Raw genomic sequence first — 19,250 nt, 5'->3', positions numbered from 1 at the left:
TGGGTATCCTTCAGTGACTTAACTATTTAACTTTGCGAATTAAAATCGCAGCCAAGAGTGGGCTAATGGCAAACAAGGCAAATAGCCATACAGAGGCTTGCTGAGCACCGACTAACCCACCAGGATTAATCAATCCGCTATTATTGACCACCACTCCCACTAATGCTGCGGATAATGCGGTCGCATATAATTGAATAGTGATAACAGAGGAAGAAGCGAGGTTTTCTTCTCCTTTTGGCGCGGCCTTAAAGACCCGCAGAACTAAATGAGGCCAGCAAATGCCAATCCCTAATCCAACCCCCATCATGGCGATTAAATAGAGAATAAATAAAGACATGGAGGTGACTAAGGCAAGGTTAGGGGTCAGTATCGCGAGAATAACCAATGATACCAAGATGATAACAGGGCCTATCTTGAGAATACGTAAAACGATGGTGCCCGTTTTATTGGCGCTGAGTAAAGCACCCACCGTCCACCCAGCTGCCATCACGGCAGTTAAATAACCTGCCATCAACGGTGAAAACTGGTGAATGGTTTGCAGGAAGTAAGGGACATAAATTTCGGTGGTCATTCCCCCCACTAGCAGACACATCGTCAGGAAAATAACCCCAAGTTGAGTTTTCAGGGAGTAAGCCCCTGTGGGGAGTAAACGCTTTCCATTCTTGCCATCAATAAACGCAATGGTGATGAGCAAGGCAATACCAATGAGTAACCCGACAAGATTACTGAGCAAGCTTTCAGATAAGCTACCGATTGAGATAGCAAGTACGGAGATAACCAGCAGTGAAATCGCCAGAACGGGAATTTTTGTTGTTTGCGCTTGCTGAGATTTTTTTCCTGGCAATTGGTTGATAACAATCATTGCCAGAACAACCGCCACGGGCAATAAAGCCCAAAAAGCCCAGCGCCAATGACCCCCTTGAGCAAAAATACCGCCAATGGCAGGACCACACAACGTAGCTATTCCCCACATACCGGATATCACTCCCATGGCGCGTGACCACAAGTTTGGCGTGAAGACAATGCGGATCAGCGCATAGCTAAGCGCGAATAACATTCCGCCGCCAAGCCCTTGCAAGGCGCGTCCACCCAATAAGGTGAACATGGACGGTGAGGATGCACACCAAATGGCACCCAAGGAAAATAGTGTGAGGGCGCTAAGATAGGCAAGTTTAGGCCCTAGGCTATCCAGTACTTTACTGGATAATGCAGAGCCAATAATGGAGGTTGCCACAAACAGCGTGGTATTCCACGCATAATATTCAAGGCCGCCAATATCATTGACGACGCTCGGTAAAATCGTAGTGACAATATAAATATTGATAGCATGGAGTGCGACGCCGCCAGTGAGGGCTATCGTCAATAAGGCATTGGTGCCGCTGAGTAAATCGGCCCATTTTCCTTGAGGTTCGGTGCCTGTTTTATTGGATTCGGTGACTGTTTTGTTGCTCATACGAAGACCTGCTGGACGAAAGAGTATAGAAAAGGGTATTATCCAAGTATTGTCTTGGATAATAAAATCGCACTATGAATAAAGCAAGTAAATACTTTGATAATCTAAATCTTACTCAAGCAGTGGATAAGGTGCTGTTTTGCATCAAAACCAAAGGACCCGTTTCTACGGCTGTGATTGCTCATGACCTAAGTTTAACGGGGGAAGCGGCACGCCAGCATATCCATAAATTAACGTCTCTGGGGCTGGTGGAAGGTGTCCAATGTACAGCTCAGTCAGGTGCTGGGCGTCCTCGACAGAACTGGATCTTAACAGAACTGGGGCATCAGCGTTTTCCCGATACCCATGCCCAGCTGGCCTTGCAGCTCATTGATTCAGTGAAAACCATTTTTGGTGATGCGGGGCTAGAAAAACTGATTGAACAGCGAGAAGCGGAAAGCCGCAGTAAATATTTAGAGCGTTGCCAAGGGTTGCCATTGGAAAAATGTTTAGCCGCACTCGCCGAGGTTCGTAGCGAAGAGGGCTATATGGCAAAGGTGGAACAGGAAGGCGATAGCTGGTTATTTATCGAAAATCATTGCCCTATCTGCGCCGCGGCAACCGCGTGCCAAAACTTTTGCCGTTCGGAATTGGCACTGTTTCGCGAAGTATTAGGGAGCCAAGTGAATGTTGAACGGGAGCAATACTTGCTTGATGGCGCAGGGCGTTGTGTGTATAGGGTTACAGTGTGTAGCGAGTTACTTTGAAAGGGTAGTCGGCGGCGTCGCTTTTAATTTTTTATTGGCTAACCACGCATAGGCTATTCCGGCGATGGCACCCGCAATATGAGATTCTGTCGATATTTGTTGATGAACAGGCAATAACCCGCTCGCCATCGCGCCAAAATAGAACAGTACCAACAGGGCGATAATGATATCTAACAGTTTGCGGCGGAAAAAACCTTGGGCAATCAATAGCCCCCAAAGCCCAAAAATCCAGCCGCTAGCGCCAATGTGCAGTGCATTTCTGCCCACTAGCCAGACAATCAAGCCGCCAACCACAATAATAAATGCGCTGGCGTAAGCGTACTTTCGAATGGAATCATGTAGCAGTAGGGCGCTTAACACCAGTAATGGCGGCAGATTACTCAGAAGATGCGCCCAATCCCCGTGGATCAGTGGGGCGAAGATAATCCCCACCAGCCCGTGCAGCGTTCTTGGTTGGATACCGAACCCAACAAGCGCGTAGCCACTTAAACTATTGGCGATTTGGATAGTGATCAGCAAACCCGCAAGGGTAATCAGTAATTTAATTCGCGGGCTTAGCCAAGTTTGCATTATCGATGTCCGAGAGATTGTACGCTTTCAACCAGTTGAGCGAGCTGAGTCACAACGCGGTCGCCCACATCGGCATTATCACCACCTAATGCTTTGTTACGCAAGAAGTCTTTCTTGATTTGCTGCCAGCGAGCGGCATCTTTCTCATTCAGCCTTCCGCGTAATTCTGCCAACTTCAATAAGTTCTCTTCAGCACCGGTCGTTAATAATTGCGCTTCCCCAAGATAATGGTCATCCAGCAATCTCTCCAATTCATCATCATTCATAACGGAAGAGACTTTCTCGCTGAGTTTATTCATATTTCGGTAGCTGCCTTGCAGGCGGAATGCCGGCTCGGTTCGATATTTATCGGACTGTGCGGCACTGGCAATATACTGCTGGTTTACCTTCAGTACCACATCACGTAGGCTGAGTAATCGGGAAATAACTGCAGTAATTTCATTTACTTCCGCATCGGAATATGGGTAGCTGAGTGCGTTAGTGGAAACTGATTTGCCCATGGCTTTATCCACCAGCAAGTACAAATCGTTTAAATCGCGCAGCGCCAACGGTGCCAATACAGGGTTTGAGGTCAGGCTGTTTTCAATGTAGCTCAGTGCAAAGGCATCATCCATCCCACCGAGTACTTCACCGAGGTTATAAATATCCGCACGGTTGGCGAGCATATCAGGGATACGGAACACTTCGCCTGATTCGGTATACGGGTTACCCGCCATGACAACACAGAATTTTTTACCGCGCATATCGTAGGTTTTGGTTTTGTTTTTCCATACCCCTTCTATGCGACGGGTTCCATCACACAGGGAGATAAATTTCTGTAAAAACTCAGGGTGAGTATGTTGAATATCATCCACATACAGCATCACGTTGTTGCCCATTTCGAGGGCGAGGTTGAGTTTTTCCAGCTCTTGTCTGGCGGTAGCATTCGGGGCTTGTTCTGGGTCGAGGGACAACACATCATGCCCAAGTGCAGGACCATTAATCTTCATAAAGATTAGACCAAGGCGGTCAGCCGCGTACTCCATCAGGGTGGTTTTACCGTAACCTGGCGGGGAGATCATCAGTAACAAGCCCATTAAATCGGTACGTTTGTTTTCGCCTAGGGCACCAATTTGCTTCGCCATGTTGTCACCGATAATTGGTAAATAGACGTCATTGATCAGCTTGTTACGCACAAATGAACTCAGCGGCTTAGCTTTGAACTCATGGAGTTTTAGGCGGCTACGCTCTTCACTCACAATGCGTTGACGTAGCGCTTGGTATTGACGGAAGGCCGGAATAAATTGCTTACGCTGTTCGCGCATTCGGCTGAAAAAGTCATCCAAACTTAATGAGAGGGTTTGGTTGTGGATGGTTGGGTGATCCCCCAGTAATCCAGTAACCTTAAAGTATAAATCGGCTTCGCTATAACGTGCCGATGCCATTTTATCTAAGATAATAATGGCGATGGCACCCGGAATGTACGGACGTAAGTGTGCAAATTCGTCAATCGAACACAGCCCTTGCAGCCAATTTTGCAACAGCGCCCAGCGCTGAGCATAGCGAGTGCCAAGGTTTTGTTGTGAATGATTGAAATCCAGCCACATATGGGCTTCTTCTAAGCGCGTTTGTAGTGCCGCCACTAAGTCCCGCGCATATTTGCTGTACACCAATTCAATCGGCGTTCTGGCTAACGCAAAACTGAGGTATTCCGCGGCTTGAGCTTGTTCATGAGCTTGGCAATTAATCGGGTTATCTTGCAGGAATAAGCTGATATCGGCTTCGATCTCCGCTTGAAGATCTAAAAGGGCATCATCGTTATTGAACAGCTGGCGGATATTCATCGCGGTTCTGGCACGTTCTGGCCATTGGGCAGGGTATTCGTTGCTTTGAATGTGATGCCAAAAAATCGCCGCGATGGCGCGAGCTGTTGGGTTGAAACGCAGTAAATCAGCGCTTTCACCAATCGGGATCAGCTTTTTCAATATCGCGATAGCGTCATGGTCGTGGATCCCTTTTTCGTAGCCTTCTTTGTAGCGTGGAGCCGCAAAATCACGCACCAGTTTATCGATTTTTTCAGGGGCAGACAGAGCATTTTTTAGGGCGTCGTAATTCAAACCATCTTGGCGTTTTGCTGTGGCATAAATGATGGAATACGCAAGGTATTCAGCGCGATAAACGGCATCAGATTCAGATTCAAGATTGGCAGTCCAATAAGGCTGCAACTGTGCAAGTTCGGCGTTCTCAATGGGTTCTTGGAAATCCGTTCCGGTGAGGTACACCCACAGTTGGTTATCTTTTGGCAAGATAGTCAGGTCAAGCTCTTGGGTGTTCACACTGAAACGGTGGCGGCCCAGCTTAATAATGTTTCCTCCATCTTCAAAGATGTCGGTTTTATCTCGCAGAATACGAATGGCTTGATCGCGAGAGGCTTTGAGTCTGGCGTCGATATCGTCGGCTTTAACGTTATCGTTGATTTCCCGAAGTTTTTCGATGATTTCACGGGTTTTCTGTGCGAGTGGGTCGGTGGCAAAAAACGCATTCAGTTCATCTTGGTTTTGCAAGCGTACAGTGCGGCGTTGAAGGCTTTCTAACAAGCGGTCGGCGGCGGTTAATAAATTCTGCGAACGGCGCTGGCGGTCATCAATCAGAACTTGTTTATGGGACTCAAACGTTTCCAGTAATTCTTCACGTTTTGCCAGAATATCATCAAGAAATTCATCATGATGGCTAAACTGACTTTCTAGCTCTTCTAACTGAACCAGTAATCGGGATAACTGATCATCACAACGTTCTGGGTCGGTCGCGAGGGATAGTGCGTTAGTGATCCCTTGGCTAAATAGGCGGAACTGCGCCCCAAATTGCGCCACGCTCTCAACACTGGTTTGGGATTTGCGTTTTTGTTGTAGACGGGCACGAGATTGGTTTAATTGGGCATAAATGTGTGAAATGGCATCGATGATGTGGGTCTGTAAAGTGACATCATCAAAACTCAAGGAAGCCATTAAGTTAGAGAGCATATCCAAATCCGCTGACATTTTTTCCATGTCATTCATTGGGATATCTAACTGCGCGCTGGTTTGTGCCTTTTCAATTAACTCTTCAAAGGTTGCGAGCTGAGTTTTAAACGGTTGCAGGGCTTTGTCGCTGGCAAGAAACTGCGCAGTACCTTGGGAGACGCGCTGCTGTGCCTCGGTGATTTCATTTTCCATCTCACTGAGTTTAGTGAGATCCATATAGCGGAATTCTCGCAATGAAATCAGGTGCCCTTGTTGGGCGTTTAAGGCGTTTAGCCCATCCACAAATTGTTGAATGTCCGTCCATCCTTCCGGCAAGGTGAGGGACAGTAAAGAGCGTTGGCGAGTGACCGCCTCATTCATGGATTTGACGGATTGCTGGCGGATGCTTTCGACTTTTTCGTATTCGTCGAGCACCAGCTCACTGGTTTGGGCGATCTCTTTTAAGAGTTTGCCAATACCTAGGCACTGGTCGTCGTTAAACCAATAGAAAATATCCAGCAAGTTTTTCGGTTGCTGGCTAAGTTGTTCATAGCGAGAAACGGAAACTTGGTTGCCTTCAATCTCTTTGGCGACATGGAGAATCTCAGAAATCCCACGGACTAAATCAGCATTACCGATGCGCCCAAGAAACCCACCCCGAGGCGGCTGCTTATCAGCAAATTCATCAGAATAGAATGGGGTTTGCCAAACCTGCATTGGGTGTACGCGGGTGGCTTCATCGCCTTCCCCTTCGAACAGTACCATTTTGCCATCTTCGAGCATGGCATAACCGTGGCCGATTAATGGCACAGCGAGTTTACGTTCAATTAAATTGTAATTGAACAGAGCGATACGGCCTTGGTTTGGGGAATAAAACACATACAGCACATCCTCTCCATTAGGCGAACGACGCAGGCGGCGAAAACGCATGCCATCCATTTGTTGCTCGAAGGTTTTATACTCCCCATTTTGCAGGTAGTAGCCGCCGGGGAAGATAATCCCATGATCTTCTGGCAACTGCACACAGGCTTGCCCAATAGCATCAATTCGTTGAACGGTTTGGTTGAGAATGTTGTAAATCAGATAGCGCCAGCTCTCTTCGCGGTATGGCAATATTTTGAGTAAAATCAGGCTGCCAGTCTGCGCATATTCAATCTGGGCGTCATCGAGGGATTGGTTTTTATCGAGAACCGCTTCTCGGTAGATGCCTAACCCATCTTCGGTATTATTTTCACATTTGATGGTCAGGTCGCCGCCGATGGTTTCCACAAAGACGGTATCGAGAATATTAATGTGAGGATAGCGACCATTAACGGTATTTTCCCGCGTGGTGCGCACCCATTCGAAATCATTGGTTGGCGGCAGGGCGATATCGCGTTCGCCACGGTTATCGATGTATTCGATGCGGGATTTATCGCTGGAAATTGACCAGCGGAAAACACGCACGTCGGTTAACCGATCACCAATTTGAAAACTGGCTAATAGCTTGCCATCGCGCTCAACTAATTGCAGTAATTGCGTGTTTTTGTAATAGGTATACAGCTCAGTAAAATCCTGAACAAAGCGGGTGTCATTGAGGAATGTCTCTTCGTAAGGGACAGAGATTACATCAAAATCACCTTCATTTTCAGTGAGCTGATAGAGGGAAAAAACATCTTCAATGTGAGTTTCTTTTTTCAGACCCAGAAAAACGTTATAGCCAAATAGCAGCCAATCACCGACGCGGACAATGTCCCTCGCTTGGCAGTTATTTTCGGTACGAATACGGATACGCCCGATGATGTCCATCTGGCTTTGACCAAATTCAGTCAACCGGCGGTCGTTGAGTTGAGCTGCTTTTTGGTGAAGTTGCTGCCCTTGTTCGGTTAGGCGCTTGCGTAATATTTCGTACGCGCCACCTTCTGCGACGGCACTGTCGAGAATTTCCTGTTCGCGATTCACATCTTGGGTTTCTGACATGTTTAACGAATTTCCTTGGTCTTAAAAAGAGATACGCTCATAAACGCCAAGTTGCCTATATGCAGCAACTTGGCGGGATGAGGTATAAAACTTACTTGAAAAGCCTGAATATTGATAAATTAGCTTTGGTTATTATCGTAAGACACAGGTTTGCTCACGATATTTTTCGCTGTTTGTGGCGCGCTTTTTGCTGCCATAAAGCCATTGATTAACTCTTTGACTTCAGGGTTTTGCAGTAAGGAAGCGATATCAATTTTCTTCTCTTCTGTGACGCGATTGACTAACTTTTCAAGGTTATCTTTGGCAAAGCTGCTTTTATCCATAAACCCATCAACGGCTTTACCTAAGCTTAGTGCTTTGGAGAAGGTGTTAAAGAAGTCGCCATCACCGCCCACAATTTCGATGTTAGTTTTGCTGAGAGCCGCAGCCAGTACATCCGCTTGCTCGCGAGCAATTTCTTTGTTCGCTTCAATGGATGCCATGGATTGCTCGAACTCTTTCTCAAGGCGCATACGGAACTCTTCGTGTGAACGTGCGGTATCACTGAGATGATCCATTGATTGGAATTTATCAGTCAGACCATCAGCTTCCGCTTTCAGACGTTGACGGATAACTTCGGCTTGCGCTGCCCCTAATTGGCCTTCACCGCGAGCTTGAGCGGCCAGTTTTTCTTCCAAGACCTTGGCATCTGCCAAGCCGAGTTTTTCTTTCGCATTGGCTTGTTGCTCTTCACCACGTGCCTGTGCTGCCAACTTCTCTTCCAGAATTTTCGCTTCGGCGAAACCTTGTTCGCGTTCGGCATTGGCTTTGGCTTCCATCACTTGCGCTTCGGTTAAGCCTTTTTCTTTCAGACCACGGGCTTCGGCTAACAGTTTTTCCGCGGTGATATTGGCTTGAACCAGACCTTCTTTCTCTTCAGCTTCAGCGGTCGCTTGGCGAACGCGGGCTTCTGCTAAACCAAGTGCGGCATGTTCTGCTTCAATCCCTTCCGCTAAGCGTTTTTTGGCTTCAGCCTGTTTGGCGGACGCTTCCAATTCGGCTTGTGCCATAGTGCTGATTTCTTCTGCACGGTGCTTGGCACTGGCTTCATCGGCTTCGGCTTTTTTCACCTGACGAACTAACGCTTCTTCTGCTTCTGCTTGGGCGTTGATCACAGTAACTTGCTTCATACGCTCAGCTTCTGAAATTTCGCGGACTTCCTTGATGCGTTCCTCTTCTTGCGCGACGGTTTTTTCGACGGCGACACGTTCGCGGATCACGTTAGAAATGTTTTTACGTTCTTCTTCTAGCGCTTTTTCTTTTTCAATACGTTGCAGTTCAACTTCACGTTCACGAGCGACAATTTCGAGTTCGCGAGCTCGGTTTACGCGCTCTTCTTCGATCGCCACGGCGCGGGTGCGGTTCTGTTGAGCCACTTCCACTTCACGCATGCGGTTTTCTTCACGGATTTCAATTTCTTGCTGAGTTTGAATGCGAGCTTGTTCTGACTTGAGGCGCTCTTCTTCTTGAACGCGTAGCGTTTCGGCTTGTTCACGTGCACGAATATTATCAATTTCACGTTTTTGACGGGCTTCTGCATCGGCTTGTTGGCGCTCTAATGCCAGGCTCGCTTCACGGGTTTCCACATTTTTCTTCTTGATAGCTAACTCTTGGTCGCGCTCTTTTTGGTTAGTTTCGATATTGTGGATAGCGGTAATTTCGGTGATTTTGCGAATACCTTCGGAGTCGAAAATATTATTCGGGTCGAGGGCAGATTTCGGTGTTTGTTCTAAATAGTCGATTGCCACGTCTTCTAACGCATAACCGTTAAGATCTTTACCAATCACGTCCACAATACGATCACGGAAGCTTTGGCGGTCTTCGAACAGTTTGGCTAATTCTAATTGCTTACCTACGGTTTTCAGGGCTTCTGAGAATTTAGCACTGAATAGAGCACTGACGGCTTGATGGTCAGATGCGCGCTCAACACCGATAGCTTTAGCTACTTTTAATACGTCTTCGGTGGTTTCATTCACCCGTAGATAGAAGGCAACGGTAATATCGGCACGTAAGTTATCTTGGCAAATTAAGCCATCTTTACCACGGCGGTCGACTTCCAGAGTCAGTAGCGAAATGCGCATAAACTCTTTTTTGTAGATAACGGGATACACTAACGCACCCGTAAAATGCACTTTGGGTTGTGAGGACATGTCGTTGACAATCAGAGCGGTACCTTGAGGGACTTTGATGTAGAAAGCTTTAAATAAACCAAAGAACCCAAGAATGATGATGATCACTCCCCCAACAACCGTTAAAAAAGGCATGTATTCAGCCAAATCCATATTTCTTCTCCATGGGTTCTGACGATATCGTCATTCTTTATTAATTAGCAAAGTAGGTAGTTTATTTTTTGTGTTTACTGCCTGAATTCGTTTTCGGTGACAACTTGGTAGCTGTGGGATTGAGGGTCATAACTGATGATAACGACGCGATCTCCGCGTTTAATATTTTCATCGCTAGGTGCTCTAACCTGCAAAATCAGCCCTGCACCACCATCTTCTAAAGTGGCTTCCCCATTTTGTTCTGTGACTGTTCCGGAGCGTACGGTTGCCAATTTTCCCATTAGCTGATGAACCGTTTTGGGTTTATTAAAGTTAATCAGTCGACTACGGATGGGTTTTAGGCAAATGGCGGTTAAGTGCAGGGAGATAAAGGCAGTGATCACCAGTGATGTGACGCCGACGGCATAACGCAGCAAGGTCATATCAATAAAACGGAGGAATAAATGCGCAGCAAAGTAGCTAATCAGCCAGCCGAAAAGGGTAAATAGCGTCAAGATAATGGTGACGGGAATTCCGGCTAAACCGAGTTTTGTTAGCCAGCCAGCAAAGCCAGTAAGATCGAGGCCGTCAGCATCCAATTCGGTATCGATATTAAATAAATCAATATCTAACAGGCCAAAAGCGGCACAGAGCCAGTAAAAAAGGACAATAATCAGTAAACCGCTAAAGATAATGGTCGGGAAAGCCAAGCAATTTTCTAAAAACAAATTCATTTATTTTTCTCTTTAGTTAAGTGGCTGAATGTGACTTTAGCGGGTATTTGTCGGCTGCGAATATGACCTTTAATTGTGTTTTTATTACTCACTTATCAAAAAATGAGCAGAACTGAATCTATCATAAGCGCTTTTCAAGTGAACAATATAGGACAAGTCTAGTTTCTAGATTATCTCGCTGATTTCTATGGTTAATTTTCTGTAGTCAATCTGAAAAAGAAAAATAGATTCAACTTATTGATTATTAGTCAATTTAATTAAACCTAACAAAGATGATAACCATTCTCAATTATATTTTGGTGATTTTGAGGTATTGGTCATCTCTACTCTCGATAAGTCGAAAGAGTAGAGATGCGATTGCGGAACAATATGCGGAAATAATAATGCGTGGAAAATTAGTCGACGAGATTCAAGAATGCAGCGCCACGGGCGCCGCCAGAGGCTCCGTAACGGGCTTTTTCGATAGCGGGCATTTTCGCAATGCCATAAAGATATTGCGGTACTATTTCCGGTAATAGGTGATAAATCTCATCAAATTGCGACAGACCGCCGCCAATCACCACTAAGTCAGGATCAAAGACGGTGATAACTTGCCCCATAAACATCGCCAGCACCATCATGTAGCGTTCAACATGCTGTTTAGCGGCAATATCACCGTTGTAATAACGTTCAATAATCTCGATGGCTGAGCGCTTCTCACCGGCAAATGCAGCATAGATGCGTTCGAAGCCGGGGCCTGACAGGTAGGTTTCAAAACAGGCGGTTTGACCACAACCACAGACAATTTCAGGGACGGTTTCCCCGAGGTATTTTGCGGCACGAACACTCATATTCATGTGTCCGATTTCCCCTGCAATGCCATTTTTTCCCGATAAAACCTTACCGTTGATGACAAAACCGCCGCCAACGCCAGTGCCAAGAATCAAGCCTAGAACGCTAGGGTAACGCTTGAATTCAGGATCCCACGCTTCTGATAGGGCAAAGCAGTTGGCATCGTTTTCAACTTTAACTGGACGATTTAACAGCTTGGTCAGGTCATGAATGAAAGGTTTATATTGTGCGCTTGGGACATTGGTCGTAAATACCACGCCTTCTGAGTGATTGACGATCCCCGGAACACCAATACCAATTTTACCTTGGCAGTTAAACTGCGCATCCGCTTCAGCCGTTAAATCACGAAAAGCATTGAGCAACGCGAGATAGTCATCTTTGGGGGTTGGAACACGCTTTTGCCACACTTGATTGAGCGCTTGGTCGAACACTGCTAGCTCAATTTTGGTGCCGCCCATGTCAAAGCCGTAATACATTTCATCTTCCTCAAATTGGTCTATTTCATTAAATAGAAATGTATCTATTTGATAAATAATGACAGAGAGTCAGTAATGGCTTAATTATACAAAAGTTTCCCAAAAAATGATTGCGGGATGATTTTAATTGGATTATTGTCATACCCTATAATTGTAATATTATAACATTACATTGAGTTTACCTTAAATTGTTATTGGGAGTTACCGTGAAAGTTCTCAGCTCATTAAAAACCGCTAAGCAGCGCCATCCTGACTGCCAAGTTGTGCGCCGTCGTGGTCGTATCTACGTGATTTGCAAAACCAATCCTCGTTTCAAAGCTGTACAAGGTTAGTATTCCGTTAGTCTCTGTTTCTTCGCATCCTTGCTTTCGCCCTAGCAATTCATACTCCTTGCTAGGGCGTTTTTTTAGAGTTTTACAAACTTAAAGTTTCACAAAGTCAGGGTTTCACAAATTCAAGCGTACTGTTTTTGATCTGTTCTCTGAGCCACAGAGTTTTTGAGTTATAGGAATTGCGCTTGTGCCACAGCATTAAAAAAGGAATTTCGAGCTGCTGGTAGAGAATGTCATCAACAGGAAGAGGAAGGCAGACTAAATCAAGATTGAAATCATTAACATAGTGTTGGCAATAGCCGGGGGAGCTAGTAATAAGGTTATGATCCGGGCGAGAAGCCATTAAGAGGGATTGTTCAAAGGTCGAAAAGGATAAATGGATTTGGCGGTGTAATCCCATGGTTTCCAGTAAATCATCGAGCGCCCACGGAATACGGTTGCCAAATTCGGTGCTGATATGGGGATATTTTAAGTAATTTGCCAACGTCCATTCTTCTTGCAAAATCGGATGGTCACTACGGATAAACGCCAGCGGTTTATCGGTGAATAACACTTCGAAATTTAGAATATCGGGTAGTTGGCTTATCGACTCTCTGGATAAATGAAAACTTTCACGACCGACTAACCCGATATCCGCATCCCCCGCAATCAGTGCGGCCAGCGAGTTATAATCCCAATCTCGTACAATGACCTCGGATTCTGGGTATTGATTGAGGATATTCAGGGATAAATCGTGAAGCATGATTAAGTTTAACGGGGCTTCCATCATTAAGCGGAAAGTCATCCCGCTGGGTTTTTCGGTATCACGAATTTCAGCAATATAGTGTGAAAGATTTAAAAACTCAGGCAGTGATTTTTCAATACGTAGCATGAGTGGGGTCGGAAGCAGCCCTTGCGGGCTGCGGATAAATAGGGGGTCATCAAACCATTGGCGTAATTTTGCCAAGGATTTACTGACCGAAGATGGGGTGATTGCCAAGCGATTAGCCGCAAGGCTAACACTGCGTTCTTCCATCAAATACTGCAGAATAACCAGTAAATTTAAGTCTAATCGATGCAGTTGCTTATTCACATGTAGCGACCTGTTGGTTGACTTGCGTGGTGGGTACTCTTAGCAACACCATGCCAATCATTCCCGCTGCAAGCAAGATAATTAACAACATACTGATTGATGGAACGCCCATCACACCCATCACCCAAATATACGCCGAGGCGCAGCTTAATTGTGAGATGGCCAATACAGAACTGGCAATACCCGCTTTTTTGGCAAATGGCGATAGTGCTTGGCTCATGATGATGCCGAACTGCATTGAGAAACCAATACCACAGAAGGCAAAGACGATGTACAGCAGCGCCAAATGTGGGAGTGCAATCAGATAGATGGCAAGCAGGACGCCATTGACCAAAAACAGGCTTAACGCGGTATTCAGTAAGGTTCGACTATTAAATGTCGAAATCAGTTTTGGCATCAAGAATGAGGTTCCCATACTGACCATCGCTAGTAAGGTCATGGCAGTAGAGTATTGACCTGTCGTAAAACCAAGGTTTTCCATCAAGATAATTGGGGCTACGTTAACGTAAGTCAGGATCACACCCATGCCGAAGCAGGAGATAATCAAGCGTGTGACAAAGAAGGGGCTAAATAACTGTTCTTCAGTGGCAGTCTGGGCATTCGATTGTGCTGCGGGTGATGCTGAAGAAGGCTTTGTCTCTTTAATCAAGATTAAGCAAAAGAGCATACTGATAACCGCATAACCCGCCATAAAGTAGAACATTACAGACCAGTGGTAGATCAGCAAAATCGCAAATCCAATGACAGGCGCTAATACGGGGGCGATACAGGTTACGCCATTCATTGCGGCGAGCACTTTGGTGCGTCGCTGCGGCGTCAACACATCACGCAAAATAGCGAAGGTCACGACATAACAGAAGCCTGCACCAATCCCTTGGAAGAATCGTGCTATCAAGAAGATATCGATAGATGTGGCATTTCCGGCGATAACAGAGGCGATGGCAAATACCATCGTACCAACTAAAACGACAGGTTTTCGACCAATATGATCGGCGCACCATCCGGCAATTAACATGGTGGATGCCATACCCGCTAAATAGATAGAAAATGCCACATGGAGCTGGCTTTCATTGGCATTTAAATCGGCGGCAATATAAGGAATACCGGTTAAATGGAGGTCGACGCCCAAAGGATAGATAAGGACGATCCAGAAACTAAAAAGGACATATTTGGTCATGAGATACGCTACTTTGTGAGGATTAACCCGCTAATCTTAATTGGGTTGAGTGATGGGATGTATGGATTAATTGGAAAATAGTATTTTCCAAAATGGAAATTATCAATCAATAACTTTTTACTAATTATTAGCGTTATTACTAATCTTCTTGCTATTAGTGATGAAATTCACTTGCACACTGGTTCATATTTTGTCACGTTTAATACGGTTGATTGATGATTTCTGAATTTTATCTTTCCGAAAAATTTCCCGCTTCGATTGGCAAAGTGAAAGTCGAGGGTAGAAATTTTTTGGGTGATGTATGTAAACAGACAGGGTGAAGAGAATGAAAAATGTAGGGTTTATTGGCTGGCGCGGAATGGTCGGCTCCGTATTGATGCAAAGAATGGCAGAAGAAGGGGATTTTAACGTTATTCACCCGGTCTTTTTTACCACCTCCCAACACGGGGCTGAAGCGCCTGTTTTTGGTGGTCATCGCAGTACGCTGCAAGATGCATTTGATATCGATGCACTGAGCGCACTGGATATTATTATTAGTTGCCAAGGTGGCGATTATACCAATGAAGTGTATCCAAAATTACGTGAAGCGGGCTGGAAAGGCTACTGGATTGATGCCGCGTCTGCACTGCGTATGAAAGACGATGCAATTATTATTTTAGATCCAGTGAACCACCAGCATATCCAAGACGGCTTAAATAAAGGCATTAAGACCTTCGTCGGCGGTAACTGTACGGTGAGTTTAATGCTGATGTCACTGGGCGGTCTATTTGCAAATAACTTGGTTGAGTGGGCTTCCGTCGCAACGTATCAAGCTGCATCCGGTGCGGGTGCGCGTAATATGCGTGAGCTTTTGTCGCAAATGGGTTCTTTACACGCGCAAGTGGCGAAAGAGCTGCAAAATCCGGCGTCGGCTATCTTAGAAATCGAGAAAAAAGTCACAGACTTTACGCGCAGTGGTTCCATGCCAACGGATGCGTTCGGTGTTCCACTCGCGGGCAGTTTGATCCCGTGGATTGATAAAGCGTTAGAAAATGGTCAAAGCCGTGAAGAGTGGAAAGGTCAGGCGGAAACCAACAAAATTCTGGCAACAGGCAGCAATATTATTCCGGTTGATGGTTTATGTGTTCGTGTGGGTGCATTACGCTGCCATAGCCAAGCGTTCACGCTAAAACTGAAGAAAGATGTGCCACTGAACGAAGTGGAGCAGCTGCTGGCTTCCCATAATGAGTGGGTGAAAGTGGTGCCAAATGACCGTGAAATCACGATGCGTGAACTGACTCCTGCGGCAGTGACAGGCACTCTGAGCACGCCAGTAGGGCGTCTGCGTAAATTGAATATGGGCCCTGAGTATCTGTCCGCATTTACTGTGGGTGACCAGTTGCTATGGGGTGCTGCGGAGCCTCTGCGCCGCATGTTGAGAATTCTGCTGTAGTTCGCTTTTCTTAACGAACCTAAATAGGAATGGCACCGGAGTGATTAAACGCTCCGGTGCCATTTTGCTTTATTGTATTGATGCTTACTGTGTTGATAATTATCGTATTGATGAATTACAACGAGACTAACGAATTAAAACGATACTAACAATTTGGCATCAAGATTATTTTCTAAATATCCCTTGGCCGTAAATTGGCTGTAATCCACGGATAGCTTGGTATTGTCAGTAATCTGAATATTCGATCCTAGCTTGAGTGCTACTCCATCTTGCGGTGCATTCACACCATGATAGTTAAGCGGTGGTGCAAGTAGGTCGCGCTGGGCAAATCGAAATGCCATTTCGCGTTCCTGCTTGTCATATTGATGCAGCCAGCCGAGTTCCCCGTGTACATCGATTGAGGATGATTTACCCACTTTCCACTGGTTATCTAAACGTAATCCCAGCGTTGTAGTGGTGGCATCAAGGGATTGGCGACCTGTAACGAACGAGGCTTTTTCTCCTTTTTCTCTAAATCCATGACTTTCCGCATTGGTAAAGGCGAAGTTCACAAACGGCTCGGCGTTGATAAATGCCGATTTCCACGGGTAAGCGGCTTCCATAAACAGGTGGTTGGTCTTGCCTTTATAGTCGGCGGTATTGTGATCGGAATAAATGGATGAGGTGACTGTTCTATCGGTTTTGATGGTATGCCATGTGTGCCCAAGCCCTGCACGTAAGGTGATTGGCGCTAATTGCAGAGAGCCATAAGCCGCTAAATAATAGTTGTTGCTATGGCTATGACCGACACCACCAGAGACGGAATTTTTGGTAAAACCAGTGCTCATGCCAAAGATAAAGTCATCATTGAAGAAATGCTTATCTGCGCCTAAGAACACGCCATAATTGCTATTGGTAAAGCCGGAAGCGTTTCCATCGCTTTGTGTTCTGTCCCAATGGTAGGGAATATTTACCCACACATTACCACGGTTATCTCCGCGCTCTTTGACGATATTTTCCGATACGCGTGTTTGTTGCAGCAGCGTGCCGTGATATTGGCGATGGTTATTCAACTGGCTAGCAAGGGTATCGATATGAATTTGTGGGGATAGGGTGCGAAGAAGGTCGTTAACCCCTGCGGTGGTATTGCTGAGCACTAAGCGTTCATACAGCGTGTTACTCAAGGGAAGATCTTCAAGGGCGTGAGCAACGGCGGTTTGGTTTGGCGTCTTTGCAAACGTATCGAATGCAAGGTCGCTACGCCCCACGTTGAGTGTAACCCATTTAGTGTTCGATGAGAGAGGATCTTCACCGTAATCTAATGTAGTGCCGATGAACAGGTAGTTTGGTTCTACACCATCAAATTTCCCTTGGATTTTTTTAGCGCTAATAATTTTATATTCGGTTCGAAATCGCCCCTGAATTTCATCTTCATTTGGCATACGTTCATTGAATGGCGGTGATTTCTCAGCGAAGAACACTTTGACCTTACCGCCGTTGATGATCACCGTATCATTAGACTGTAGGGCATCAAACTCCTGTGTGCTTGTTGTTTGAAGATCCACATGAAATTCACTGCCAGGCTGGAAGATGGCGGTGTTATTCACCGTGAGATGCCTTGTCGGGTCTCTAGTATTATCTCCAAGGGTTAAGATAGCACCATTGTTAATCACTAAGTCATCAACTGAACCAGAAGCAATAAATCGGGCTCCTTGGTTTAATGTCACCGTATTTTTGATGCTATGACTGAGCGCTAATGTGCCATTGGTGACGTCGACTGGCGCATGCAGAATATGTTTGACGTTAAGCTCTCCACCATTGATGTTGATGGGGCCTGTTAAGTGGTTTTCTTGCGTTAAAATCACACGACCTTGCTGTATATCAAGTCCTGCAAAACGGTTAGTACCCGTTAAGGTTAATGTTCCTTCCCCTTGTTTAATTAAGCGCCCTTTACCCTCAATATTATTGCTCCAAGTATCGGCTATACCGACGTTTGCAACATCGTCTTGAGTCACACGCTGATCCACAACCCAATCTTCAGCAAGATGTGTTGGTCCTTTGTAGGCTTTCGGTAAGTTAATCAGCCCCCAGTGGCTTTCAGGTTGATTTTGTTTAACTCCCCAGCCCGCTAAAGAGTTTGTGGGATAGGCAGTGCCTGCAATAATTTGCTGCCACTGCGATTTATTAAGATAGGCAAAGCGAGGGCGTAGCAAATACGCGGCATCAGCAGGAACTTGATCTACGCGGAGTGCCGGAGATGGCTGCTCACTTTGCTTAGCGTAGTAACCTAGGTTTTCATTAAAAGAGGGGAGCGAGCCTATCGGTGGTTTGCATTTTTTATCATTGATGGTGCATTGGGTGTTTAGCTCTTGGCGTACTTCTTTGGCTTGGCTAATCAGTGCATTGGCGGTTTTATCCTCTTTTAGTAAATGAGCGAGAAGATAATAATTGGCGGCGCGTGAGGCAATGGTATCGGTTGGGAAATGCGAACCGACAATCACGCGGCTTTCTCCATAGCCTATGGCTCTATCAAAGAATTGAGCGCCTTTTTCTGGAAAAATTGTCGCAAATATAGCGGCTTGTTTAAACCCATTCCAAGTATGTTCGCTTGGGTAAGAAGAGCCTCTAATATCAATATAGTTTGGGAGATATTCGCCTTTATCATCGAGTACTTGATGTGGACGACCACGTGAATAATAGTCTTTGAGAATAAAACCCATTGAACGAGTTTGATTTTGAATTGGGTCATTTGCAAGAGTAGCTAAATGGAATAAATTCTCTAAACGGTTATAGGCTTTAATTTCTTTAAAATCATTATAATTAAATCCCTTTTGATTAAATACGTATTCTCGGTAAAGGTTAAAAAGATATTCTGGTGTATTTTTTTTATCTTTTTCAGCGTTCTTTTTGCGTTTTCCTGTTAATTGCATTGCCTGCTGGCTAACGTCTTTATCCCACTGCGCGGCTTGAGATTGCAGGGCTGGATACGGCGGTATGACTTGGTTTCTTAGTTCGTCAAGCCGCTGATTTCGTTGCTCAATGATGAATTCACTGGCATCAATATAATCGGAGTTTGCAAAGGTAATTTGGGCGTTAAATAGAGCAAATAGACCAAGCGATACCGCGGGAGTTATTTTGTTCATTATAGACCTATAGATTTTTAGAAAGGGTAAAATCTATTTCATCTTAATGAGGTAATTTTTATTTTCTA

At 45.5% G+C, this 19,250-nt stretch carries 12 protein-coding genes; 3 read left to right on the top strand and 9 right to left on the bottom strand.

Going from position 1 to position 19,250, the window contains the following annotated elements; translation table 11 throughout:
• Positions 1-22: 22 nt before the first annotated feature.
• Positions 23-1,453 (bottom strand): MFS transporter, encoded by a 1,431-nt coding sequence (locus tag GKR48_RS10565; RefSeq protein ID WP_154628060.1) that lies wholly within the window; start codon positions 1,451-1,453, stop codon positions 23-25.
• Between the two features lie 74 nt (positions 1,454-1,527).
• Between GKR48_RS10565 and GKR48_RS10560 the strand changes: the two genes are divergently transcribed.
• A complete protein-coding gene (locus GKR48_RS10560) occupies positions 1,528-2,199 on the top strand; it encodes a helix-turn-helix transcriptional regulator (RefSeq protein ID WP_154628059.1) in 672 nt (223 codons plus the stop codon).
• On the opposite strand, the gene GKR48_RS10555 is transcribed toward GKR48_RS10560, so the two are convergent.
• The 5 genes from GKR48_RS10555 to nagK form a co-directional block, all read right to left on the bottom strand.
• Entirely contained in the window at positions 2,191-2,769 is a 579-nt protein-coding gene (locus GKR48_RS10555; RefSeq protein WP_154628058.1) for a rhomboid family intramembrane serine protease, read from the bottom strand. The two genes, GKR48_RS10560 and GKR48_RS10555, sit on opposite strands and share 9 nt — an antisense overlap.
• Positions 2,769-7,706, bottom strand: a complete 4,938-nt coding sequence (locus tag GKR48_RS10550; RefSeq protein ID WP_154628057.1) for a DNA repair ATPase — start codon at positions 7,704-7,706, stop codon at positions 2,769-2,771. Before GKR48_RS10550 ends, GKR48_RS10555 begins: the two co-directional genes overlap by 1 nt.
• Before the next feature lie 119 nt (positions 7,707-7,825).
• Entirely contained in the window at positions 7,826-10,027 is a 2,202-nt protein-coding gene (locus GKR48_RS10545) for a flotillin family protein (RefSeq protein ID WP_154628056.1), read from the bottom strand.
• Between the two features lie 74 nt (positions 10,028-10,101).
• Positions 10,102-10,740 carry an OB-fold-containig protein gene (locus tag GKR48_RS10540; RefSeq protein ID WP_154628055.1) on the bottom strand — a complete coding sequence of 213 codons (639 nt, stop codon included), beginning with the start codon at positions 10,738-10,740 and terminating at the stop codon, positions 10,102-10,104.
• 395 nt (positions 10,741-11,135) lie between these two features.
• Positions 11,136-12,047, bottom strand: a complete 912-nt coding sequence (gene nagK, locus GKR48_RS10535) for an N-acetylglucosamine kinase (RefSeq protein ID WP_154628054.1) — start codon at positions 12,045-12,047, stop codon at positions 11,136-11,138.
• Positions 12,048-12,253: 206 nt separating this feature from the next.
• Between nagK and ykgO the strand changes: the two genes are divergently transcribed.
• Complete coding sequence (ykgO, locus tag GKR48_RS10530; RefSeq protein ID WP_006660624.1) at positions 12,254-12,379, top strand: type B 50S ribosomal protein L36; 126 nt, start codon at positions 12,254-12,256, stop codon at positions 12,377-12,379.
• A 106-nt stretch (positions 12,380-12,485) separates the two neighbouring features.
• Here the strand turns inward: ykgO and yidZ are convergent, their stop codons facing one another.
• Positions 12,486-13,451, bottom strand: coding sequence for an HTH-type transcriptional regulator YidZ (gene yidZ / locus GKR48_RS10525; RefSeq protein ID WP_336431147.1), 966 nt, complete (start codon positions 13,449-13,451; stop codon positions 12,486-12,488).
• Positions 13,444-14,628 carry an MdtL family multidrug efflux MFS transporter gene (locus tag GKR48_RS10520; protein ID WP_154628053.1) on the bottom strand — a complete coding sequence of 395 codons (1,185 nt, stop codon included), beginning with the start codon at positions 14,626-14,628 and terminating at the stop codon, positions 13,444-13,446. Before GKR48_RS10520 ends, yidZ begins: the two co-directional genes overlap by 8 nt.
• Positions 14,629-14,953: 325 nt before the next feature.
• On the opposite strand from GKR48_RS10520, the gene asd reads away from it, so the two are divergent.
• A complete protein-coding gene (asd, locus tag GKR48_RS10515; RefSeq protein ID WP_154628052.1) occupies positions 14,954-16,060 on the top strand; it encodes an aspartate-semialdehyde dehydrogenase in 1,107 nt (368 codons plus the stop codon).
• A gap of 134 nt (positions 16,061-16,194) precedes the next feature.
• Here the strand turns inward: asd and GKR48_RS10510 are convergent, their stop codons facing one another.
• Positions 16,195-19,182 (bottom strand): autotransporter domain-containing protein, encoded by a 2,988-nt coding sequence (locus tag GKR48_RS10510; protein WP_154628051.1) that lies wholly within the window; start codon positions 19,180-19,182, stop codon positions 16,195-16,197.
• Between the last annotated feature and the right edge of the window lie 68 nt (positions 19,183-19,250).

Source organism: Providencia sp. wls1943 (genome assembly GCF_009706275.1).
Lineage (GTDB): Bacteria > Pseudomonadota > Gammaproteobacteria > Enterobacterales > Enterobacteriaceae > Providencia > Providencia zhijiangensis.
This window is presented reverse-complemented; position numbering and strand designations above follow the sequence as displayed.